This window comes from Psychroflexus aurantiacus (assembly GCF_010820555.1).
Lineage (GTDB): Bacteria > Bacteroidota > Bacteroidia > Flavobacteriales > Flavobacteriaceae > Psychroflexus > Psychroflexus aurantiacus.
The window spans coordinates 256179-277777 of the sequence record NZ_JAAIKD010000003.1 but is presented as its reverse complement, the minus strand read 5'-3'; the positions used below and the strand labels follow the sequence as shown (position 1 = coordinate 277777).

The 21599-nt window shown below is 39.7% G+C and carries 21 protein-coding genes; 11 read left to right on the top strand and 10 right to left on the bottom strand.

What is annotated here, in order from left to right; genetic code table 11:
* Positions 1–198 precede the first annotated feature (198 nt).
* Positions 199–1665 carry an IMP dehydrogenase gene (gene guaB, locus G3567_RS06740; protein ID WP_164004566.1) on the top strand — a complete coding sequence of 489 codons (1467 nt, stop codon included), beginning with the start codon at positions 199–201 and terminating at the stop codon, positions 1663–1665.
* 79 nt (positions 1666–1744) lie between these two features.
* Here the strand turns inward: guaB and G3567_RS06735 are convergent, their stop codons facing one another.
* Together G3567_RS06735 and G3567_RS06730 are read right to left on the bottom strand one after the other, a co-directional pair.
* Complete coding sequence (locus G3567_RS06735; RefSeq protein ID WP_164004565.1) at positions 1745–2287, bottom strand: OmpH family outer membrane protein; 543 nt, start codon at positions 2285–2287, stop codon at positions 1745–1747.
* Between the two features lie 52 nt (positions 2288–2339).
* Positions 2340–2792, bottom strand: coding sequence for an SRPBCC family protein (locus G3567_RS06730; RefSeq protein ID WP_164004564.1), 453 nt, complete (start codon positions 2790–2792; stop codon positions 2340–2342).
* A gap of 141 nt (positions 2793–2933) precedes the next feature.
* Here G3567_RS06730 and G3567_RS06725 point away from each other — a divergent pair, with 141 nt between their 5' ends.
* The 7 genes from G3567_RS06725 to G3567_RS06695 all read left to right on the top strand — a co-directional run bounded on the left by G3567_RS06725 (position 2934) and on the right by G3567_RS06695 (position 11758).
* Positions 2934–4865 (top strand): peptidylprolyl isomerase, encoded by a 1932-nt coding sequence (locus tag G3567_RS06725; protein WP_164004563.1) that lies wholly within the window; start codon positions 2934–2936, stop codon positions 4863–4865.
* A complete protein-coding gene (locus tag G3567_RS06720; RefSeq protein ID WP_164004562.1) occupies positions 4855–5718 on the top strand; it encodes a hypothetical protein in 864 nt (287 codons plus the stop codon). Before G3567_RS06725 ends, G3567_RS06720 begins: the two co-directional genes overlap by 11 nt.
* A complete protein-coding gene (locus tag G3567_RS06715; RefSeq protein WP_164004561.1) occupies positions 5699–7135 on the top strand; it encodes a peptidylprolyl isomerase in 1437 nt (478 codons plus the stop codon). The genes G3567_RS06720 and G3567_RS06715 overlap by 20 nt, the downstream gene beginning before the upstream one ends.
* A gap of 1 nt (position 7136) precedes the next feature.
* Positions 7137–8090, top strand: coding sequence for an AAA family ATPase (locus G3567_RS06710; protein WP_164004560.1), 954 nt, complete (start codon positions 7137–7139; stop codon positions 8088–8090).
* Positions 8091–8319: 229 nt separating this feature from the next.
* Positions 8320–10587: an aconitate hydratase gene (locus tag G3567_RS06705; RefSeq protein WP_164004559.1), complete on the top strand. Its 2268-nt coding sequence runs from the start codon at positions 8320–8322 to the stop codon at positions 10585–10587.
* Positions 10588–10653: 66 nt separating this feature from the next.
* Complete coding sequence (locus G3567_RS06700) at positions 10654–11223, top strand: TlpA family protein disulfide reductase (protein WP_164004558.1); 570 nt, start codon at positions 10654–10656, stop codon at positions 11221–11223.
* Positions 11224–11269: 46 nt separating this feature from the next.
* Positions 11270–11758 carry a glutathione peroxidase gene (locus G3567_RS06695; protein ID WP_164004557.1) on the top strand — a complete coding sequence of 163 codons (489 nt, stop codon included), beginning with the start codon at positions 11270–11272 and terminating at the stop codon, positions 11756–11758.
* A 6-nt stretch (positions 11759–11764) separates the two neighbouring features.
* Here the strand turns inward: G3567_RS06695 and G3567_RS06690 are convergent, their stop codons facing one another.
* The 3 genes from G3567_RS06690 to G3567_RS06680 all read right to left on the bottom strand — a co-directional run bounded on the left by G3567_RS06690 (position 11765) and on the right by G3567_RS06680 (position 13952).
* Positions 11765–12937, bottom strand: coding sequence for a BamA/TamA family outer membrane protein (locus G3567_RS06690; RefSeq protein WP_164004556.1), 1173 nt, complete (start codon positions 12935–12937; stop codon positions 11765–11767).
* A 120-nt stretch (positions 12938–13057) separates the two neighbouring features.
* Positions 13058–13549: a dihydrofolate reductase gene (locus G3567_RS06685; protein WP_164004555.1), complete on the bottom strand. Its 492-nt coding sequence runs from the start codon at positions 13547–13549 to the stop codon at positions 13058–13060.
* 7 nt (positions 13550–13556) lie between these two features.
* On the bottom strand, positions 13557–13952 hold the full coding sequence (locus G3567_RS06680) for a 2TM domain-containing protein (RefSeq protein ID WP_164004554.1): 396 nt from the start codon (positions 13950–13952) through the stop codon (positions 13557–13559).
* 50 nt (positions 13953–14002) lie between these two features.
* On the opposite strand from G3567_RS06680, the gene G3567_RS06675 reads away from it, so the two are divergent.
* The gene (locus G3567_RS06675; protein WP_164004553.1) at positions 14003–15088 is read left to right on the top strand and encodes an aminotransferase class V-fold PLP-dependent enzyme; all 1086 of its coding nucleotides are present in this window, start codon (positions 14003–14005) and stop codon (positions 15086–15088) included.
* Positions 15089–15093: 5 nt separating this feature from the next.
* Here G3567_RS06675 and G3567_RS06670 read toward each other — a convergent pair whose 3' ends face one another.
* The 5 genes from G3567_RS06670 to G3567_RS06650 form a co-directional block, all read right to left on the bottom strand.
* The gene (locus G3567_RS06670) at positions 15094–15375 is read right to left on the bottom strand and encodes a DUF427 domain-containing protein (protein ID WP_164004552.1); all 282 of its coding nucleotides are present in this window, start codon (positions 15373–15375) and stop codon (positions 15094–15096) included.
* A 2-nt stretch (positions 15376–15377) separates the two neighbouring features.
* The gene (locus G3567_RS06665; protein WP_164004551.1) at positions 15378–16346 is read right to left on the bottom strand and encodes an L-histidine N(alpha)-methyltransferase; all 969 of its coding nucleotides are present in this window, start codon (positions 16344–16346) and stop codon (positions 15378–15380) included.
* Positions 16347–16361: 15 nt separating this feature from the next.
* A complete protein-coding gene (egtB, locus tag G3567_RS06660; RefSeq protein WP_164004550.1) occupies positions 16362–17504 on the bottom strand; it encodes an ergothioneine biosynthesis protein EgtB in 1143 nt (380 codons plus the stop codon).
* A gap of 75 nt (positions 17505–17579) precedes the next feature.
* A complete protein-coding gene (locus G3567_RS06655) occupies positions 17580–18404 on the bottom strand; it encodes a thymidylate synthase (protein ID WP_164004549.1) in 825 nt (274 codons plus the stop codon).
* A gap of 56 nt (positions 18405–18460) precedes the next feature.
* Positions 18461–19459 (bottom strand): GntR family transcriptional regulator, encoded by a 999-nt coding sequence (locus tag G3567_RS06650; RefSeq protein WP_164004548.1) that lies wholly within the window; start codon positions 19457–19459, stop codon positions 18461–18463.
* A gap of 91 nt (positions 19460–19550) precedes the next feature.
* Here G3567_RS06650 and G3567_RS06645 point away from each other — a divergent pair, with 91 nt between their 5' ends.
* Both G3567_RS06645 and G3567_RS06640 read left to right on the top strand, forming a co-directional pair.
* Positions 19551–20564 carry an aldose epimerase family protein gene (locus G3567_RS06645; protein ID WP_164004547.1) on the top strand — a complete coding sequence of 338 codons (1014 nt, stop codon included), beginning with the start codon at positions 19551–19553 and terminating at the stop codon, positions 20562–20564.
* 14 nt (positions 20565–20578) lie between these two features.
* The gene (locus G3567_RS06640) at positions 20579–21595 is read left to right on the top strand and encodes a glycoside hydrolase family 53 protein (protein ID WP_164004546.1); all 1017 of its coding nucleotides are present in this window, start codon (positions 20579–20581) and stop codon (positions 21593–21595) included.
* The last annotated feature ends 4 nt before the right edge of the window (positions 21596–21599 follow it).

The following is a 21599-nucleotide window of genomic DNA, read 5'->3' as shown; positions in this document are numbered from 1 at the left end:
CAATTCTTAACTCAAACTTATTTTAATTTTTTCTGTTTTTTTTGAAAACAAAATTTAGATCTGAAAAAAACCATTCTAAAATATTTGAAAAGCCTATCGGTTTTCAATTCTAAATTCCCACCTTCTAAACTAAACCTTAAAGTTTCAGTTGCTTAGCTACAAATCATGTATATTTGTACGCAATTAAATCTAATTGCAATGACAAATTCAAAAGTAAAAGGACTAGGCCTTACCTACGACGATGTTCTTTTAGTACCTGCTTATTCAGACGTTCTCCCGAGAACCGTTAGTATTGAAAGCAAATTCACCAAAAATATTACGCTTAATGTCCCAATAGTTTCTGCCGCCATGGATACGGTGACAGAATCCAGAATGGCCATTGCAATTGCTCAGGAAGGTGGAATTGGTGTGCTTCATAAGAACATGACGATCGAGGAACAGGCGCTCAAGGTAAGACGGGTGAAGCGTGCCGAGAGCGGCATGATCATCGATCCTGTCACTCTGCCTATTACCGCTACGGTAAAAGACGCCAACGACAGCATGAGGGAACACAGCATTGGCGGTATTCCTATTGTGGATGACGCCTACAGACTGATTGGGATTGTAACCAACCGCGATCTGCGTTTCGAGCAAAAGAACGACAGGGCTATTAAAGAAGTCATGACCTCCGAAAACCTGGTCACCGTAAGTGAAGGCACCTCACTCAAAGAAGCTGAGGTTATTTTACAAAAACATAAAATAGAAAAATTACCAGTGGTCGATAAAGACAACAAACTCGTTGGCTTAATCACCTTTAGAGATATCACCAAACTCACTCAAAAGCCTTTTGCCAACAAAGACAGCTTCGGGAGATTACGCGTAGCAGCAGCTTTGGGAGTTACCAGCGATATAGTAGAAAGAGCTTCTGCTTTGGTCAATGCAGGCGTGGACGCCGTAGTTATCGATACAGCTCACGGACATACCAAAGGCGTAGTAGATGCTTTAAAACGTATCAAAAAAGAATTTCCAAAACTCGATGTCGTGGTTGGAAATATCGCTACTGCAGAAGCGGCCAAGTATCTGGTGGATGCTGGTGCAGATGCCGTAAAAGTAGGTATTGGCCCGGGTTCTATCTGTACGACACGAATTGTGGCAGGAGTTGGATTCCCTCAGCTTTCTGCAGTGATGGAAGTTTCTGAAGCCTTAAAAGGCACGGGAGTTCCTGTTATCGCCGATGGGGGTATTCGCTATACGGGTGACATTCCAAAAGCTATTGCCGGAGGAGCAGACTGCGTCATGCTGGGTTCACTCCTGGCAGGAACCAAGGAATCTCCGGGAGAAACCATTATTTACGAAGGCAGAAAATTCAAATCCTACCGGGGGATGGGCTCTATAGAAGCCATGGATAAAGGCTCTAAAGACCGCTATTTCCAGGATGTGGAAGCCGATATTAAGAAACTGGTGCCAGAAGGTATTGTGGGGCGTGTTCCTTACAAAGGCGAGCTGGTAGAGAGTATGGTGCAGTTTATCGGTGGTTTAAGAGCGGGTATGGGCTATTGCGGAGCAAAAGATATCCAAACCCTTAAGGAAACTGGTGGGTTTGTTCAAATTACAGCTTCAGGAGTTATGGAAAGCCATCCGCACAGTGTTTCCATTACGAAAGAAGCACCGAACTACAGTCGATAAGCAGTGATTATATAAGCTATATAAACCAAAAAGCTCGAAATGAAAATTTCGAGCTTTTTGGTTTATAATGTTTTGCTGCTTAGTTTCCCGGATCTTCTTCCGGAAGGACATCAGCATTTTGTTTCACTTCGATACCTAGTCTGTCCAGAACTTTCAGGGTAAGATCGAATCTGGGATCGATGTAAATGATACTGTTGTTTTCGTCAAAAATTTGAGTAAAGCCTTCTTCCTTAACAATAGCTTCCAGAGCCGTGCCTATTTTAGTGTAAAGCGGTCTCAGGTATTCCTCCTGCTGAATTTGAAGCATTTTGGAAGAATTTTGTTGGAGTTTTTTAAGGTCCTCTTCAAGATCGATGATTTCTTTTTGTTTGATCTTCTTCATCACTTCGTTCATGCCTTCCTCTTCTTTTTGGTTGTATTCCTCTACAAGAACCTGATAGGCCTGATATTTCACCTGAATGGTACTGTCAAGCTGAGCGCTGTAAACCTTAAGTTTTTCCTCAACTTCCACAATCTCCGGCATCTGGGAAAGAATGTATTCATTATTGACGGTTCCAACTTTTGTCTGTGCAAAAGAGGTTAGGCTCATTGTGAGCAAAGCAATCCAAATAATATGTTTCATTTTGTATTTTTTTTACAAATAAAGTCAATATTAATTATAAATCAAACCTTACTTAATTTGTTTTCACAGGCTTACCCTCTTCGATAAACGTTTTAAAGTCCTGTTGAACCATTACTGAGCGCTTTTTAAACATATCCGGCAGCAGTTTGCTTATCAGCTTCATGAACCCGGAAAATTCGAATTCGCTCTGGGAAGTCCATTTGGTTTTGTGGTCATCAAGAGCCTCAAAATAATTTTTTTGTATGCTTTTCATCCCTTTAGAAGTATATTGTCCATGCCATTCTTCGGGGAGGTTTTTTTTGATGATGGTTTCTGTCATTTTGATGGACTGGCCTTCAATGTTGATGTAGAGTCGGCGTTTACTGCCTTCTTCTCCTGCTTTGCCACTGATGACTCGACTTCGTTTTAAACCGCGTTGCCAGTGAGGAAACAGACTGCTGTCTTCAAAGGTTTTGATGATTTCTTTTCTGGGTTTGTTTATGATGATTTCAGTCGTATAGGTCATGTGTTTATTTTAATGATGCCGGTTGCGGAGTACAAGTTTAGTCTTAATCCGATTAGCCTGTAAAAAGAAGGCGATTTTTTAAAAAAACTTAAACATTGTGTGCAGTAGCATTTTTCTTATTTTTGCTTTCAAAATAAATAAATGAAGTCTCCTTTTAGTTTTTGCATAAGCCTATTATGCTTTGTGTTTTCAGCAAATGCTCAAATTGAAGAGGAAACGCTTTTCAAGATTAATGAGCAGGAATATAAGGTAGGAGAATTCATACAATCCTATCAGAAAAACTCGGATATCGGTTCTGTTGCTTCGGAATCTGTCGAAGAGCATCTGGAGCGGTTTATCAATTTTCATTTAAAGCTAAGCTCAGCTTACGCCATTCAACTCGATACCTTATCATCTTTCAAAAAGGAGTTTGGAAGGTATTATAAACAAATCGCAGACAGTTATATTTCCAATGGAGAGGTGACTGAAGCCATGGTTAAAGAAACCTACGACCGAACCAAAACCGAAGTCAGAGCGAGTCATATTTTACTGAATTTACCAGAGCATGCGGAAGATACGACTGAAGTCTATCAACAGGCCCTGATGCTTAAGAGACGGATTGAAAATGGAGAGCCTTTTGAGCCTCTGGCAAAACAGTATTCCGATGATCCTTCAGTGCAGGCTAATGCGGGGGATATGAATTGGTTCAATGCGTTTAAGATGGTTTATGAATTTGAGGATGCTGCTTATCATCTTGAAGTTGGAGAGGTTTCAAATCCTGTAAGGTCAGAATTTGGTTATCATATTATTAAAAAAACAGGGGAGAGACCTTCCAAAGGGAAACTGGAAACGGCTCATATTATGTTATATCCCAGGGATTCGCTACAGGATCCGGAGATGAGAATTCAAAAGATTTACAAGCGCCTGCAGAGCGGGGAAGATTTTCATGAACTCGCTAAACAGTATAGTCAGGATGACAATACAGCAAGTAAAGGAGGCTATGTCACTGTGTTTAGTCTTGGCGGATTAAATTCAAAAACCTTTGAAAATAAGGCTTACGAACTGGAGAACGAGGGGGATTACAGCGAGCCTTTTAGAACACGGTTTGGCTGGCATATTGTCAAATTGATCAAAACGATTCCTTTGCAGTCGTATGAAGAGGTAAAGGAGGACTTCAAGAAAAAACTCAAGAGTTCTTCACGGTCTAAACTTTTGGTGACTAAGATCAGGGAAGATCTGGAGAATTTGTATGCTGTAGACATAAAAGAAGAGGCTAAAGATCACTTCCTGAGCTTACTAGACTCCAGTTTTACTCAGGGAAAATGGAGGTATGAACCCAAAGGGGATGCAGCTTCCCAATATATTATTCGGGTTGAAGACCAAAGTATAGATTACAAAACCTTCGGAGAGTATCTGGAAAGACAGCAGTATGGTTTTTCAGACTTGCCCGCTCCCAAAGTAATTATTCAAAAAGCTATTGACGATTTGGTGTACAGCGAACTTCTAACTTATCATAAAACAAAATTACCTGAAATTGACAAAGCCTTTGCTGAACGCATAAAAGAATACAAAAATGGCATTTTGATTTTTGATTATATGCAGAAAAAAATCTGGGAGCCAATTGTTGATGACACGATTTTGCAAAAGGCCTATTATGCCTCGCATATAAAAGAGTTCATAACCCCTAAACTGGTCAAAGGTCAGCTCTATACGTCCAAAAACAGGAAAGCTTTAGAATCTTTAGCGTCTGAATTGGAGAATAGGAGCAAAGACGATACCTTAGCCATCGAGCTGGCGGAAAACATTATTATGGAACAGGTGAACCTGGAGAAATCTTCTCCTAAACTTCCTGCAAATTTTAAGTTTAAAGCAGGTTTGAGTAAAATTCATAAACATTCGGATCAGTTTTTGATAATGGATGTAGATGCTGTTGAAGAACCTAGAATTCAAAACTTCGATGAAGTAAGCGGTAAAATCATACGTAGGTTGCAGGAAGAGAAAGAAGAAAAAGTAATTTCAGAATTAAGAGAAAATTACCATGTGGTGGTTAATGCTGAGGTGTTTAAAAAACTAAAAAATAAACTTGAGAACTAAATATTTAATACTTGCGGTGGTATGTCTTATAGCGGCATCCTGTTCTTATTTCAAAAAAGAGAGGAACACTGCTTATGTAGCCAGGGTGAATGATCATTATTTGACTTTTGAAGAACTGGAGGCTCATATTTCAAATAATATTTCCCCGGAAGACAGCAGTATGGCGGCCAAAAGTTATATCCAAAACTGGGCGACAGATAAGCTCTTACTCGACAGAGCCAAACTGAATTTACCCGAAGAGCGCCAGCGGGATTTTAGGGAGCTGTCTCAAAAGTATGAAGAGCAATTGTTTAAAAAAGCCTACAAAGATGCACTAATCGAAAGAGAATTGTCTGATAAAATAGATTCTGCAAGCGTTTTGAACTATTATGAAAATAACTCTGTAAATTTTAAATTGAATGAAGACTTAGTGCAGTTGCGTTATTTGCATTTAGATAAAAAAATGAAGTCTATAAAGGACATAAAACGCCAATTCTTACGTTTTAATTCTGAAGATATGCTATCATTGCAGGAGAAATCTTTGGAGTTCAAATCCTTATCCTTAAACGATTCTGTTTGGGTTCGTGTTTCAGATGTGGTAAAGGAATTCAAAGAGAACAAAAATATAGAATTAAATAAGCCCGAGCTTTTGAAGGCAAAACACTTTCTGGAGATAGAAAGTGAAAACGAAAATGATATTTTTTTTATTTATATAAATTCAGTATTGAATCGTAACGAAAAAGCACCCTTAAGCTATGTGAGGCCAACGATAGAGCAAATATTGCTCAACAGAAGAAAAATAAATATATCTAAGAATATTGAAAAAGAGATCACTAAAGATGCTACAAAAAATAATGAATTTGAAGTCTATTAAACAACTGATTTTATTGGGAGTCTTACTTGTAAGTTTTGCAACAACGGCCCAAGTTACCGTTGATGAAAAGGATAACCTGTTAAACGACTCTGATTTTAGTAAAGAGGTTTTAGAAGCGACTAAAGTCACAAAAGATGGTCGGGTGAAAATCGACGGAGTGGCTGCGGTGGTAGGAGATTACCTGGTTTTAGAAAGCGATATTTCCAAGGCTTACCTGGATATGAAAAATCAGCAAATCGGAGAAATTACCTACTGTGATGTTGCAGAAACGATTATGGAAAATAAGTTATTTGCCCATCATGCCAAGCTGGACAGTTTGCCATTTAATCCTGAACGAGTTTCAAGTTTTACAGAACAGCAAATCAGTCAGTTTGTAAGTCAGGTGGGAAGTATGGACAAGCTGCTTGGCTTTTACAAAATCGATACGGAAGATGAGCTCAGGGCTCAGCTTAACGAAATCAATACACAGCGTATGCTCGCCGAAGAAATGCAGGGCGCTATTGTAGATGAGGTTGAAATTACTCCAGAAGAAACACGGGCCTTTTTTGAAGCCATTCCAGAAGATGAGATTCCTTTGATCAATGACGAAGTGGAGTTAGCTCAGATTATAGTCAGACCAAAAGTAGGAGAAAAGGAAAGACAAGCGGTTATTGATAAACTGAATTCATTTAGAGATGATGTCCTGGCTGGCGGAAGTTTTGCAACCAAGGCCGTACTGTATTCTGAAGATAGAGGGTCCAGGAGTTCCGGAGGTAAGATTACTCTCACTAGAAACGATCCTTATGTCAAGGAATTTAAAGATGCAGCCTTTAGCTTAAGAGAAGGTGAGATCAGTAAGCCTTTTGAAACAGAATTTGGGTGGCATATTCTTACGGTAGATAAGATTAGAGGTCAGCAGGTGGATGTAAGACATATATTGCTTTACCCGGAGATCAGTTCAGAAGCTGTTGAAAAAGCCAAAACGGAAATTGATAAGGTTCGGGAGATGATTGTGAACGGGGAGGTGAGTTTTAAAGATGCGGCTAGAGAAGTATCCGACGAAAAGGAAACCAGAGAAAGCGGAGGTCAGCTTATCAATTCTGCTACCGGCGACAGGCGATTTGAACTGACTAAAGTAGATCCAACGATTTACGGTCAGGTTGTAGATTTGAAGGAAAATGAAGTTTCTCCAGTCATCAAAGACACAGAGCCTAGAACTGCAAAAGTCTTTTTTAAGGTGATTACTGTTACGAAGAAGATACCAGAGCATATAGCTGAATTTAGTGAAGACTACACGCGTATTCGTGAGCTGGCTCTGCAACAAAAGAAGTTGAAAAAAATAAATACCTGGAAAGCTGAAAAAGCTGAAGAAACTTATATCAAGGTAAACGGAGACTACAAGGCTTGCGAATTTGCAAAGGCCTGGATAAAACAATGATATGTCGGATGTAGCTGATTTAGATAAATTTGTAGAGAAATACAAAGCCTTAAAATCTGAAATTGCTAAAGTTATAGTAGGTCAGGAAAAGGTTGTGGACACCTTGTTATTATCAATATTTTCCGGGGGACACTCTCTGTTAGTCGGTGTTCCCGGTCTTGCCAAAACCCTGTTGGTCAATACCATTTCCCAGGCCTTAGGCTTAGAATTTAAAAGAGTTCAGTTTACCCCCGACCTCATGCCCAGTGATATTATCGGCTCTGAAATTCTGGACGAAAACCGATCTTTCAAATTTTTGAGAGGTCCTATATTTACCAACATTTTACTGGCTGACGAAATCAACAGGACTCCACCCAAAACCCAGGCAGCGCTTCTGGAAGCCATGCAGGAAAAAGCAGTGACGGTTGGCGGTAAGCATTATCTGCTTTCTCATCCGTATTTTGTTCTGGCTACACAAAATCCGATAGAGCAGGAGGGAACCTACCCTCTGCCTGAAGCTCAGCTGGATAGATTCATGTTTGAAGTCAACTTAACTTATCCCAGTTTCCAGGAAGAAGTAGATGTAGTAAAGGCTACCACTCAAAACCGGGAAGTGAACATTACCGCTCTGTTTACGGCCTCTGAAATCATTCAGATACAAAAGCTGATCAGGAAAATGCCAATTGCAGACAACGTCATTGAATATGCAGTGGAACTGGTTGGAAAATCTAGGCCCAATTCAGAACGGAGCTCCGAATACATCAACACCTATGTTGACTGGGGTGCGGGACCCAGGGCTTCTCAAAATCTTGTTCTTGCTGCCAAAACCCACGCGGCTTCCAAAGGAAAATACTCTCCGGATATTGAAGATATTCAGGCGGTTGCCCTTGCCGTTTTAAGACACCGGGTAGTAAGAAATTACAAAGCCGAGGCGGAGAATGTTTCCATAGAAGACATCATTGGTCAGCTGCTCTAAAAGTTATTGATATTGAGTCTAAATTATAGATTCAGCACTTCAAAATTCTCTTGTTCGCCGTTTAAATTTATTAATTTATCAATTTAGTTTTAAAAAAAATATAAATATGATAATTATGTTTATTTTAAGGGACAGTAATATAAAAAATTGTTAGAATTTTCGCTTTAAACTTACACATTTTCTAAATTCAAGCAAAAACCTTATTTTTGCACTCTAAAATATATAAACTATGGCTTTTGATATCGATATGATAAAGGAAGTGTATAGCCAGATGTCTGAACGCGTTGATAAAGCCCGTGAAGCTGTTGGCAAGCCACTTACACTTTCAGAAAAAATTCTTTATTCTCATTTATGGGAAAACAAACCAAATCAAAAATTTACCAGGGGTAAAGATTACGTTGATTTTGCTCCAGACCGTATAGCTTGCCAGGATGCCACCGCACAGATGGCTTTGCTGCAATTTATGCAGGCGGGTAAAGAAAATGTGGCTGTTCCTACAACGGTACACTGTGATCACCTGATTCAGGCCAAACAGGGAGCGGTTAAAGATTTGAAGAGAGCTAATGAAACGAGTAACGAGGTTTTTGACTTTTTAGAGTCTGTTTCTAGCAAATATGGTATCGGATTTTGGAAGCCGGGCGCTGGAATTATTCACCAGGTGGTTTTAGAGAACTATGCCTTTCCCGGAGGAATGATGATCGGTACCGATTCTCACACCGTGAATGCCGGTGGATTAGGAATGCTGGCGATAGGTGTTGGTGGAGCAGATGCAGTGGATGTGATGGCAGGAATGCCCTGGGAGCTTAAGTTTCCAAAACTGATTGGCGTGAAGTTAACAGGAGCTCCACAAGGCTGGACTGCTGCTAAAGATGTCATCTTGAAAGTTGCTGAAATTCTCACGGTTAAAGGTGGTACAGGATGTATTGTGGAATATTTTGGCGAAGGCGCTAAAAACCTATCCTGTACAGGGAAAGGTACCATATGTAATATGGGAGCAGAAATTGGAGCGACTACTTCTACCTTTGGCTATGATGATTCTATGGAGCGTTTCTTAAGAGCGACCGATAGAAATGAAATTGCAGATGAGGCTAACAAGATAAGAGAGCACCTGACCGGTGACCAGGAAGTATATGAGAATCCTGAAGCTTATTTCGATCAGGTGATTGAAATCGATTTAAGTACACTCAGACCGCATTTAAACGGACCTTTTACACCAGATTTGGCTACGCCAGTTGGAGAATTGGGAGAAAAAGCCAGAAAAAATGACTGGCCGATTAAAGTAGACTGGGGACTCATTGGTTCCTGTACCAATTCCTCTTACGAGGATTTAACCAGAGCGGCGTCTATTGCACAGCAAGCCGTTGATAAAAAATTAATTCCCAAGTCTGATTTTGGTATCAATCCGGGTTCTGAACAGATTAGATTTACTGCAGAACGCGATGGCCTTCTTAAAGTTTTTGAAGACTTAGGGGCCACCATATTCACCAATGCCTGTGGACCTTGTATTGGACAATGGGATAGAAGCGACAGAAAAGGCGATGAGAAAAATACTATCGTTCACTCTTTCAACAGAAACTTTTCCAAACGTGCCGATGGAAATCCAAACACTCACGCTTTCGTTGGTTCTCCAGAGATGGTTGCCGCTATTGCGATTGCAGGTCGACTGGATTTTGATCCTATGAATGATACGCTGATTAACGAAGATGGAGAAGAAGTGAAACTAGACGCTCCACAAGGTATTGAGTTACCAGAACTTGGTTTTGATGTGGAAGATAATGGTTATTTAGCTCCTAAAGCTGATGGAAGCTCTATTAACATAAAAGTCAACCCTGATTCAAATAGAATTCAACTTTTGGATCCTTTTGATCCTTGGGATGGAGACAACCTGATGGGTGCGAAGCTTTTGATTAAAGCTCATGGAAAATGTACAACAGACCATATTTCTATGGCGGGACCCTGGTTAAAATACAGAGGTCATTTGGATAATATTTCAGACAACTGTTTGATTGGAGCTGTGAATGCCTTCAATATGAAAACTAACTTTGTAAAAAGTCAGTTGGATGGGAAGTATGATGCCGTGCCTAAAACTCAACGTGCTTACAAGGCTGAAGGTATTCCTACAGTGGTTGTTGGTGATCATAACTACGGCGAAGGCTCTTCTAGAGAGCATGCGGCCATGGAGCCAAGACATCTTGGAGTACGAGTGGTTTTAGTAAAATCTTTTGCGAGAATTCACGAAACCAACTTGAAAAAACAAGGTATGTTAGGAATCACTTTTGATAAGGAAAGCGATTACGATTTGATTCAAGAAGATGATACTTTCAACTTTGTAGATCTTAAGGATTTTGCAGAAGGAAAACAATTGACGATCGAACTTGTTCATGCTGACGGATCTAAAGATACCATCAAAGCGAATCACACATACAATGCTACTCAGATTGGCTGGTTCAGAGAAGGATCTGCCTTAAATATGATCAAAAAGCAAAACAAGGCTTGATACCTGGTTTTCACTATATTTATTAGGGTCATCTGTTTAAGATGACCCTTTTTATTTATTCCACCTATGCAGGAGAAGAAAAAGAATTTTTTACAAAAACACTGGAGCAATATCCTGTTTGGGATACTGATTGTATTGATCATCATACCTCAGACGCGTCAGCCTATACAGGTGTTTCTCAATCGAATAATCGCTTTTAGTCCCACCGAAATCGATGAATCGGATCGTGAAACCCTAAAAGATTATGACTGGTACATCAAAAATGAAGAGCTCAACACTGTAAATTTTGTAAAATCCAAGGGAAAGCCAGTTTTGGTCAATTACTGGGCAACCTGGTGCGCACCCTGTATTGCAGAAATGCCGGATCTTCAAAAACTCTACACAGATTATAAAGAAAAGGTCGATTTTTACTTTATCACTTCAGAAGCACCTGAAGTCGTCACCTCTTTTCTTGAACAGGAAAATTTAAACCTACCGGTATACTACTTCCTGTCGAGTCCACCGGATGTGCTGCAAAGTTCGAGTTTGCCAACCACTTTCCTAATGGATGCTGAAGGTGAAATCCTCATAAAAAAAACAGGTGCTGCCAACTGGTACAGCAAAACAGTTCGAGCTACAATTGATAAATTAAAGTAAAGGCTTAACAGAGATAGCCAGATTATTTTACATTTGAATAAAAAACATGAATAACAGCATACACCAGTTTCTCGCTTCAGACATAAAAGGAGAAACCCTGGATTTCTCAACTTTAAAAGGAAATAAAGTTATGATTGTTAATACGGCCTCTAAATGTGGTCTTACCCCACAATATGAGGATTTGCAAAAGCTGTACGATACGTATCAGGATAACAACTTTAAGATCATCGGTTTTCCTAGCAATGACTTTATGGCCCAGGAGCCAGGGAGCAATGCAGAAATTTCAAAATTTTGTGTAGATAATTACGGGGTTTCTTTTCAAATGATGGGTAAAATCAAAGTTAAAGGTGAAGACAAGCACGATGTTTATCAGTTTCTGACCGATAAATCCTGGAATCAAAAAATGGACAGCCAGGTCGAGTGGAACTTCCAAAAATATCTGCTTAATGAAAGCGGTGAGTTGGAAAAAGTAATTTCACCTCAAACTTCGCCTCTGGATCAGGAAATCATAGACTGGATAGAGGGCAAAGACTAAAGGTTTTTAGAAAGCCTCACCAACACCAATATAAAACCCGTTTTCATCGGGTGTAATCGCGTAATCCACTCTTAAGTAGACATCTTTCTGCTGGAAGAGTAAAAACCTGGCTCCAACCCCGGCAGACCATTTGATGTCCTTGACCTGGAGTTCATCCCATTCTGAAAACACATCTCCGGCTCCTGCAAAAACAGTCGCTCCTAAGCGGTTGGAAAAACTGAGGTCCAGAGGCAGGAATCGATATTCTACCTGGGCAGCAATTTGATTTTCATCGCGAAATCTTCCTCGAAAATACCCACGCATCATATATTGTCCCCCCATTTGCGAAAGCTGATTGAAGGGAACCTGTCCTCCAAAATTGAATTCCCCAAAAAGCTGCATGGCTAGGACATTTCTTTTGTTCACCGATTTAAAAAATCGGGTATCCGAAATAATGCTGTTGTATTCTACTTCGCTTTCCCAAAACGTATTGTAATTTAAATAAGCAACTTCACTAAAGAAGGCATTCCTTTCATTCAGGACATTTCTTCTTTCATCATAAACAAGCCCGGCACCTAGTCCGAAATTTGTTGTTCCTTCCGCACCGAAAGGAAGCGAGAAATCGACAGTTTGACTGTTGTCGTCCGGGTCTTCAAACTTGACATTGCGAAGGCTTACAAAATCTGTTTCCAAACCAATATAGAAATCTTTGGAGAGTCTTCTTAACACCCGTTCTCTTATTTTTATTTGCATGGCGTCTACCAGCGCAATATTATCTTCGGGTACATCGTTCCCAATCCCGTAATATTTTATAGGAAACTTTTCAAAATTAAGATCCCCTAAAAAAAACCACTTATCCTTATGTGAATATATGGCATGATCAGCACGTAATCCGAACTGAGATTTTAAGGTGAAGAAACCGTAGGCATTGATTTCACTTAAGCGATTACTTGTATCTTCTTTGGCATAGTACACATAGAGTGAAGTCACTCCAAATTCTACACCGGTTTCTGGTCTGTAACCAACCACTGGATATAAGAAAAATTGAGATTTTTCTTTTGAAATGGTATCGTTTATTATTCTATTGACATAGTCTTTTAGAAATTGAAACGTAGCCTTGTCAGTCTTTTCATCCTGAGCAATTGCATTTGTATGGAAGGTGAAAGCTATGAATAAGAGAATTGCGTAAGTTTTTTTCATAAGTTAAAAATATTCGTCAAAACTAATTTTTTAATGTTTTAAGACGAAACTTATAAGAATTCTTAACAGGTTTAAGCGGTGTTTTAATATTTAATTTTGAATAGTCGAGATAAGCCGGGCTTAATTAGTGGATTTTACATAGGTTAAATACGTAAAATCATGCTTATGACGCTCGTCTTTTTCATGGTATTCAGATTGGATGAGTTTCCATTTGGATTCATCAATTTCAGGGAAGTACGCATCAGCGTCAAAGGTGTCATGAACGCGGGTGAGTTCTATTTTATCCGCATAAGGCATAGCCTGTTTATAAATTTCACCACCACCTATGATAAATACATCATCCTGATCGTAGCTAACTTTCAAAGCGTCTTCAAGGCTATGTACAATGATGACCCCTTCTTTCTCATACTCTCTTTGGCGAGTAATAACGATGTGTTTTCTGTTGGGTAATAATTTTGGAAAGGACTCAAAGGTTCTTCGACCCATGATGATATGATGATGCGATGTAATAGCCTTAAAGCGCTTAAAGTCATCAGGAAGATGCCATACCAGTTCGTTGTCTTTACCTAAGGCATTATTTTCTGCTGCTGCAGCAACCATAGTTATTTTCATAGGTTCTTTATTCTGGTCTCTTGTTGGTTTCTTCTTGATCTATAGGATGTTTTTTATCTACCTTTTTTTGAAGTTTACTTACTTTTTCAAGCTGCTTTTCCACGAGTCTGTTCATTTGCTTTTCTTCCCACGCCTTACCCATCAGTTTGTTGACCATAAATACGTTAATCGCATGGATGATAAGGAAAAATAACCAGATGAGGATGGCCGTTACGAACCAATCCATTCCGAGTGGTTTGAACTCTGCCTTGTAACCTATAATTACATTTAAAACGATGAAAATAACACCACCGGCGATAAAAATTACCACGTGGGTCATCAGATTTTTCTTTTGCTTGACACGCTGATGCGCATTTTCATAAAGTTCTTTAATCTCCGGGCCAATCGTTTTTTTCGAATCCATTTTAAAGTATATTAGAAGTTCAAATTTACTAATACTTTACTTACTTACCCATGACAAGCTTAAAAAAAGAATTCCCTATCCTTTCGTCTTTTACCTATCTCAACACTCCATTTACAGGTGTCCTGTGTTCCAGTGTTCAGTCCAAAATACATAAGCTGGAAGAAGATTACAGGCTGAGAGGAAGTCTTTTCAGTGATGCGTATGAGGACTCCATTGTCGAGGATACCAAGCTCCTTATTGCTGAAATTTATAATGCAGAGTTTGACTGTATCGGGCTTTTGAACAATTTTTCATCGGGAATAAATCTTATTTTAAATGACCTCCCAGACCAGTCCAAGGTGGTTCTACTGGCTCAGGATTACCCCTCGGTCAATCTGCCGGTGAAATCCAGGAATTTTGAGGTTTTTGAAGTGGACATCAATCTTAAGCTTTATGAAAACCTAAAGCAAACCTTTACAGAAGTTAAGCCTGATTTCTTCATATTCAGTATGACACAATATATAAGTGGCTTGCAACTCGATTTAAAGGCTTTAGAAAAATTAAAGGATGAATTTCCAGGCATTAGTTTTATTGCCGATGCGACCCAGTACTGTGGAAGTGAGGCTTTTGATTTTAGCAATTCTCCGTTTGATGTTTTTGGAACCAGTGGTTATAAATGGTTAAACGCCGGACTTGGCAATGCTTTTTTCTTATTGAAACCTGGTTTTTTGGAAAAGCATAGGTTTAGAAGCCTAGGCAGTAATTCACTAACTTCAAAGCCAGACGGCAAACCCAGAGCAGTGGGTTTTCTCGAATCCGGTCATTTCGATGTGATTGCTGTGGCCAGACTGCAATTTGCCTTAGAATTTCATTATAAAACACTAGGGATAGATTTTATAGAATCGAGAATCAAATCGCTTTCTAAACTTGCAAAATCAGAATTTTTTAAGCGAAATCTACTAGACACCGAAGTGATTGATAAACAGGCTCATCAAAATATATTCAGCCTAAAGGGAGAAGAAAGCGATATAGATAAACTGAAACAAAAAGGAATTCTATCCGCTTTCAGGGGCGGAAGAATCCGGGTTGGTTTTCAATATTTCAATACAGAGAAAGACCTGGAGAGTTTACTAAATGCTTTGGAAGAACTCCAGTGATCTGATTACTCCTTAACCTGGACACCTTTCCAAAAAGCAACGTAATTTTCAATCTTCTCTGCTGCAGGTTTTGGGTCCGGATAATACCAGGCTGCGTTTTCATTTTTCTTAGCCTCTACCAAAATTGTATAATATGATGCTTCTCCTTTCCATGGACAGTGGGTGTGATAATCTGATTCTTCAAAATAAGAGGTGTTGATGCTTTGAGGCGGAAAGTAATGATTTCCTTCAATCAAGATGGTATCCTCGCTTTCTGCTATGATTTCTTCATTCCAAATCGCTTTCATACTTATATTTTTTTAAAGGTGTAATTTTTGTAAAACCCATTTTCGCTCTCAAAAATTCTGTCAATGTTCAGACTGGCTTTAGATGCCAGCCATTCTACCGTATCATCATCATATTTTTGAGAGATTTCCGTATGTATCGTTTCCCAGGCCTTAAAATGGACCTCAAGGTTTAGATTAGCGATTCTCACGTTCTGATCTGTTTTACTTACCAGGAAACTCTTGGCTGTTCCGGTTTCAGGATCGTAGGTTTCCCAGTGAAAGAAAGCTTCAAGGTCGAAATTAGCATCTAATTCACGGTTGATTCTCACCAGCAAATTTTTATTAAAAGCTTCGGTGATGCCTTTGGAGTCATTGTAGGCATCCAGAATAATTTGTGGATGCTTTTTCTGGTCAAACCCCATAAAAAGTAAATCTTCGGAAGACATGTTTTTCTGAATCTTTTTCAGGAAATCAATGGCATCACTATGCATTAGGTTTCCAATGTTTGAGCCTAAGACCAAAATGACTTTTTGTCTCTTATTGTAACTGGATAACTGATTCAAGACGTCAAAATAGCTTCCCTGTAAGAGTTCAAAATTCACTTTTGGCAGTTCATCTTCTAAGGCAGCTCCAAGTTCATCCAGTACATTCTGACTTATATCTACGGGCAGGTAAGTGAAGTTTGCGTCAATTTCAGATAAATGGCTTAAAAGTAACTTTGTTTTTTTTCCATCCCCTGCACCCAGTTCTATGAGGTCGAAGCCACTTTGTAAATTAAATTTTTCAGCAATTAAATCAGACTGATTTTTTAGAATATTGTATTCGCAGGCAGTCAAATAGTATTCTGGCATAGCCATGATGTCCTGAAATAATCTGTCTCCATTTTGATCATAAATAAATTTGGAGGACAGATGCTTAGGGTAATCATTAAGTCCTGAGATGACATCTTTTTCAAATTCTGTAAGGGTGGTTGGTTTTCTTATAGATTCCATGTAGTTTTTGTCGAATTATTTAGCTAGTCTTACACCGCTTTGCTGCCATCTCATATCGGGATGGAAAAAATTTCTATAGGTTTTTCTGGTGTGGTTTTTTGAAGTGAATGCGGAGCCTCCCCGGAGTACTTTTTGGTTTACCATAAACTTACCATTATACTCTCCGAGAGCACCAGGTGCTTTTTTATAGTTGGGATACGGGAGGTAGGCGCTTTCAGTCCATTCCCAGCGTCTTCCCCAGGAAAACAGATCCTGAGCAACTTCCCACTCAAATTCTGTTGGAAGTCTGCAGCCTTTCCACTGGGCAAAAGCAGCAGCTTCAAAGTAGGAGACATGACTCAGGCTGTCCTTAAGATCAAGCGGGTTTAGACCATTTAATTTGAATTCCTTCCAGGTGTCTTCGTTTTTTCGCCAATAGAGCGGATGTTCTATGTTTTCAGACTGAATCCAGTCCCAGGCCTCCGCATGCCAAAGCAAGGGGTCTTTATAACCCCCGTCTTCCATGAATTGCAGGAATTCACCGTTGTTTACCAGGCGATTACTTATTTCAAAATCCTGTAAAAATACCTGATGTGCCTGTGTCTCATTATCGTAGCAAAATCCGTCTCCCTGATGGCCGATTTTGTAAAGTCCCTCCTGTATGCTCAGCCAGTTTTGTGTCGCATCCTCAGAGGACTTTTCGTCAAAATTGCTAACATAAGTAGGATACAGAGGATGATGACCAAAACAATACTTGATATCCATCAAAAGCAGTTCTTGATGTTGTTTTTCATGATGAATACCAATTTCGACCAGGTTCAAAATTTCTTTTTTATCGGAAGAGGTGAGGAGCTCCTTCAAAGCTTGGGTAACATAGGTTCTGTAGTTGAAAACCTCATCTACTGTGGGTCTGGATAAGTTTCCCCGATGAGCTCTGGATACGCGCTCTCCTTTGGCTTCATAGTAACTGTTGAAGAAGTAAGGAAAATCTTCGTTGTAAAGCTGATAATCAGTTTTGAATTGAGTTAAGATAAATACCTCAAAAAACCAGGTGGTATGCGCCAAATGCCATTTTGTAGGCGATACAAATTCAACAGGCTGAATAACAAAGTCTTCGGTTTGCAAAGGCTTGCAGAGTTGTTCCGAATAGGCCCTTGTTTCAATAAATTCCTGAATCATAAGAGTAGGTTATTTTTTGAATTTACTAAAAAAGTCTGTAGTTGGTCAGGTTCAAACGGAACAATTAACCAAACTTTAAATAGCGACTTTGCCTTTGATGTGCGGGTGAGGGTCGTAATTTTCCAGTGTAAAGTCTTCAAATTTAAAATCGAAAATTGACTTTACCTCGGGATTTAACTTCATGGTTGGTAAGGCTCTGGGCGTTCTGGAAAGCTGAAGTTCAACCTGTTCAAAGTGGTTGTTATAAATATGAGCATCACCAAAGCTGTGTATGAAATCGCCTAATCCCAAATCACAAACCTGAGCTACCATCATGGTAAACAAGGCATAAGAAGCGATATTGAAAGGAACACCCAAAAACACGTCGGCGCTTCTTTGGTATAACTGACAGGATAATTTCCCTTCTGCTACGTAAAATTGAAAAAAGGCATGACAGGGAGGAAGCGCTGCTTTTCCATTGGCTACATTGGTTTCAAAGGACTTAGACGTATCCGGCATCACGCTTGGATTCCAGGCGGAAACCATCATTCTGCGGCTATTGGGATTGGTCTTTAAGGTGTGAATCAACTCCTGGATTTGGTCGATGTCTTCGGAGTTCCAGTTTCTCCACTGGTGACCGTACACCGGGCCCAAATTCCCATTTTCATCAGCCCACTCATTCCAGATTTTCACGCCGTTGTCCTGCAGATAAGCAATATTGGTTTCACCTCTCAAAAACCACAGAAGTTCATAAATGATCGATTTCAGATGGATTTTCTTGGTCGTCACCAAAGGAAAGCCTTCGCTCAGGTCAAATCTCATTTGGTAACCAAACACACTTTTAGTTCCAGTACCTGTTCGGTCTCCTTTTTGGACTCCGTTTTTAAGAATATGAGAAATTAGATCGTGATACTGTTTCATAACATTGAGTTTGAGTGGTTAAAAATAGAAATTTTATCGCTTAGAGTTTTTAGTTTTTAAAGAGAATTTCTCAAAATTAATTCACATTCATTTTCTACCTGTGCTTTGGAATCCGTGAGGAGCATTTGAGCCAGAATAGTTCCCATGGCCGTAAAATCTGTTGAAATGGTGGTTATTCCGTTCTCAACAATTTTTTTTAAAGCCGTGTCATTGTAGGAAATAACACCAAAATCTTTACCGATGCTTAAGCTTTGCCGTTTGGATTGTTCTATAATGCTGACCAAGTGTCTGTCGTTTGGGACCAGATAAACCGTATGCTGCGTAATTTCCTCTTCCAAAAAATCAGTTTGGATGGAATATGGAAACCTATAGGTTTCTGCAAACTGCTTGAAACCCAAAATCATTCCCTCAGGTTCCTTAGCTCCAGGGAATATCAGTTTTAAATGCTTGTAGCGCCTCAATTTATCCAAGCCTTTGACCAGTGCCTGAAACATATCTTTGGAAAAATTTTGAAATATACCGGGGTATGCTGCCAGCGAAGCGTGGGTTTGGTCCAAAATATAAACATCCTCAGGGGGCAGACTGGAAATATCAATCCTGGCATCCTTGAATTTTGTAGGCATGATGATGTATTTTGAATAATTTCCCTTGCTATCGTTTACCAGTTTTTTAAACATTTTTCTGTTGAAATGGTGAAAGTAAATATCGACTTCGGCTTTATCTCCCAGCTCCTTCAGCAGTGCAGTATACAAGTCTTCCTTGAAGCTGTTGAGTTCATCAAACAACAGAAAAAAACGCTTTTCAAAATTCACTTCACTGCTTTTTATATAATAACCCTTACCCAGAATGGAATACACAATTCCTCTCTTTTTCAATTCATTATAAGCAATCAGCACAGTATCTCTGGACACATTCAGTTCCATACAAACCTTATTCAGCGAAGGGAGTCTGTCTCCTTTGCTTAATTTATGTTCTGAAATCGCATCTTCTACACAGCCTACGATATAACTGTATTTAGGGGCGTTTTTAATGGGGGTTTTAAAAATTGAAGGCATGAGCTGAAAATTAAACTGGTTGGAATCCTTACTCAAACTGGTAGGTACTGGTAAGAATTATTCAAATATAATTTTAATTTTTGCTAAAACGATGTCAATAGAAACTAAACCTAAAATATCATCTCTCAGAACCTATGTTCTCACTTCCAAAACCGGGATGCAGCTGGAGGTTCTCAATCTGGGGGCTACCATCACGGCTTTGAAAATCCCACTCCGCAATCATCAATCGGTTGATGTGGTTCTTGGGTTCGATTCCCCTTCAGACTACATCAATTCTTTTGAATATGGGCAAGCTCCTTATTTTGGTGCCGTAGTTGGTCGTTTTGCCGGCAGAATCAGAAATGCCCAATTTCAGCTGAATGACAGGACTGTTCAACTCGAAAAGAATTTAGGGGATCATCACATTCATGGAGGAAAACAAGGCTTTAGTAAACATATATGGAAAGTATGTTCTCAAACAGAGGGAGATGAACCTTCCATAACCTTCACGTTGACGAGTCCTCATTTAGATGAAAACTATCCCGGAGAACTCAAAGTTGAAGTCAGATATACCCTGACCTTAGCCAACGAGCTGGATGTCTATTACAAGGCAATTTCAAATGCAGATACGCTGGTGAATCTAACTCAACATTCTTACTTCAATCTTGACGGGTATCAGGGGGATGTCACCGATCAGCAATTGAAGATTAAGGCTAACAAAATTTTAGAAACGGATGAGGCGAATGTGCCTTCGGGTCAACTGAATTCACTTGAAGATCATCCCTATGATTTCTCAGAATTCAAACCGGTTCCTGGTCAGATTGACGATGCTTTTGTGCTGGATTTCGAAAACGATTTAGCGGCAGAACTCAGGAGTAAAAAAAACAAGTTACACATGAAAGTTTACACCAATCAGCCTTGTATGCAAGTCTATGTAGGAGGACAAGTGGATTCCAAACTGACACCAAAAGGCCAAACAGGTTATCATAAAACCAGTGGAATTTGTTTTGAAACCCAGGCTTTTCCCGATGCTCCCAACCATGAGGGTTTTCCATCTGCCCTTTTGAAAAAAGAGGAGGTTTACCGGCAACATACCAAATTTCAATTTATCAACCTGAACACTTAAGCTTAACATTGATTATGATCAAATATTTTCAACTTCTCATTATTACTCTGCTGTTTTTTTCCTGTGCAGATAAAACTGTTACTCCTGAATTTGCTAAAGGGGCCGATGTAAGCTGGCTGCCACAAATGGAAGCTACGGGTTATGAATTTAAAGACGAAGAGGGCCATAAGGCAGATGTACTTCAGCTTTTAAAAGATCGTGGAATGAATTCGGTAAGATTACGTGTGTTTGTAAATCCGTCCAGCGATCCAAGAAGTGGGCACTGCAGCAAAGAAGAAACCGTAGACATGGCTGTAAGAGCACAAGAGATGGGCATGGATGTAATGATCAATTTTCATTACAGCGATTCCTGGGCAGATCCGGGTAAACAAAATAAACCTCAAGCCTGGGAAGACCTAAGCTTTAAGAAGCTAAAAGAAAAAGTTTATGAACATACCTACCAGGTAGTTTCCGCAGTAAAAGCAGCAGGGGTGACTCCGAAGTGGGTGCAGGTTGGGAATGAAATTCCCGGCGGAATGCTGTGGCCGGAAGGAAGTACAGAGCATTGGGATCAATTGGGCCAGCTTTTAAACGCAGGTTATGACGCCACCAAAGCAGTGGATGAGCGTATCCAGGTCATCGTTCATGTGGATGAAGGGGATAATAACGAGAAATTTGTCGACTTTTATGATAATGCCACGGAGCAGGGTGTGAAGTACGATATCATCGGTTTATCCTACTATCCGTACTGGGTGGAAAAGGATTATACAGAAACCATAGACGATCTTGTCTTCAACCTAAACGATATGGTAAAAAGGTATGACAAAGACGTCATGATCGTGGAAGTAGGCGGACTTTACGATCAAGTTGAGAACACCAGAAATTTGCTTGAAGCTACCCTAAAAGCCGTAAAAGCGGTGCCTGATAATCGCGGTTTGGGAGTCATGTACTGGGAGCCTCAGGGCGAAAAGTCATGGAGTGGATATAGCCTTAGCGCATGGCAGGAAGATGGAACACCCTCACCAGCTTTAGATGCTTTTAAAAAAAATTAAATCC

Bases quoted from the DNA above. Each gene is read 5' to 3' on its own strand.
- guaB (WP_164004566.1), top strand. From the start codon at position 199: ATGACAAATTCAAAAGTAAAAGGACTAGGCCTTACCTACGACGATGTT.
- G3567_RS06735 (WP_164004565.1), bottom strand. From the start codon at position 2,287: ATGAAACATATTATTTGGATTGCTTTGCTCACAATGAGCCTAACCTCT.
- G3567_RS06730 (WP_164004564.1), bottom strand. From the start codon at position 2,792: ATGACCTATACGACTGAAATCATCATAAACAAACCCAGAAAAGAAATC.
- G3567_RS06725 (WP_164004563.1), top strand. From the start codon at position 2,934: ATGAAGTCTCCTTTTAGTTTTTGCATAAGCCTATTATGCTTTGTGTTT.
- G3567_RS06715 (WP_164004561.1), top strand. From the start codon at position 5,699: ATGAATTTGAAGTCTATTAAACAACTGATTTTATTGGGAGTCTTACTT.
- G3567_RS06710 (WP_164004560.1), top strand. From the start codon at position 7,137: ATGTCGGATGTAGCTGATTTAGATAAATTTGTAGAGAAATACAAAGCC.
- G3567_RS06705 (WP_164004559.1), top strand. From the start codon at position 8,320: ATGGCTTTTGATATCGATATGATAAAGGAAGTGTATAGCCAGATGTCT.
- G3567_RS06700 (WP_164004558.1), top strand. From the start codon at position 10,654: ATGCAGGAGAAGAAAAAGAATTTTTTACAAAAACACTGGAGCAATATC.
- G3567_RS06695 (WP_164004557.1), top strand. From the start codon at position 11,270: ATGAATAACAGCATACACCAGTTTCTCGCTTCAGACATAAAAGGAGAA.
- G3567_RS06690 (WP_164004556.1), bottom strand. From the start codon at position 12,937: ATGAAAAAAACTTACGCAATTCTCTTATTCATAGCTTTCACCTTCCAT.
- G3567_RS06685 (WP_164004555.1), bottom strand. From the start codon at position 13,549: ATGAAAATAACTATGGTTGCTGCAGCAGCAGAAAATAATGCCTTAGGT.
- G3567_RS06680 (WP_164004554.1), bottom strand. From the start codon at position 13,952: ATGGATTCGAAAAAAACGATTGGCCCGGAGATTAAAGAACTTTATGAA.
- G3567_RS06675 (WP_164004553.1), top strand. From the start codon at position 14,003: ATGACAAGCTTAAAAAAAGAATTCCCTATCCTTTCGTCTTTTACCTAT.
- G3567_RS06670 (WP_164004552.1), bottom strand. From the start codon at position 15,375: ATGAAAGCGATTTGGAATGAAGAAATCATAGCAGAAAGCGAGGATACC.
- G3567_RS06665 (WP_164004551.1), bottom strand. From the start codon at position 16,346: ATGGAATCTATAAGAAAACCAACCACCCTTACAGAATTTGAAAAAGAT.
- egtB (WP_164004550.1), bottom strand. From the start codon at position 17,504: ATGATTCAGGAATTTATTGAAACAAGGGCCTATTCGGAACAACTCTGC.
- G3567_RS06655 (WP_164004549.1), bottom strand. From the start codon at position 18,404: ATGAAACAGTATCACGATCTAATTTCTCATATTCTTAAAAACGGAGTC.
- G3567_RS06650 (WP_164004548.1), bottom strand. From the start codon at position 19,459: ATGCCTTCAATTTTTAAAACCCCCATTAAAAACGCCCCTAAATACAGT.
- G3567_RS06645 (WP_164004547.1), top strand. From the start codon at position 19,551: ATGTCAATAGAAACTAAACCTAAAATATCATCTCTCAGAACCTATGTT.
- G3567_RS06640 (WP_164004546.1), top strand. From the start codon at position 20,579: ATGATCAAATATTTTCAACTTCTCATTATTACTCTGCTGTTTTTTTCC.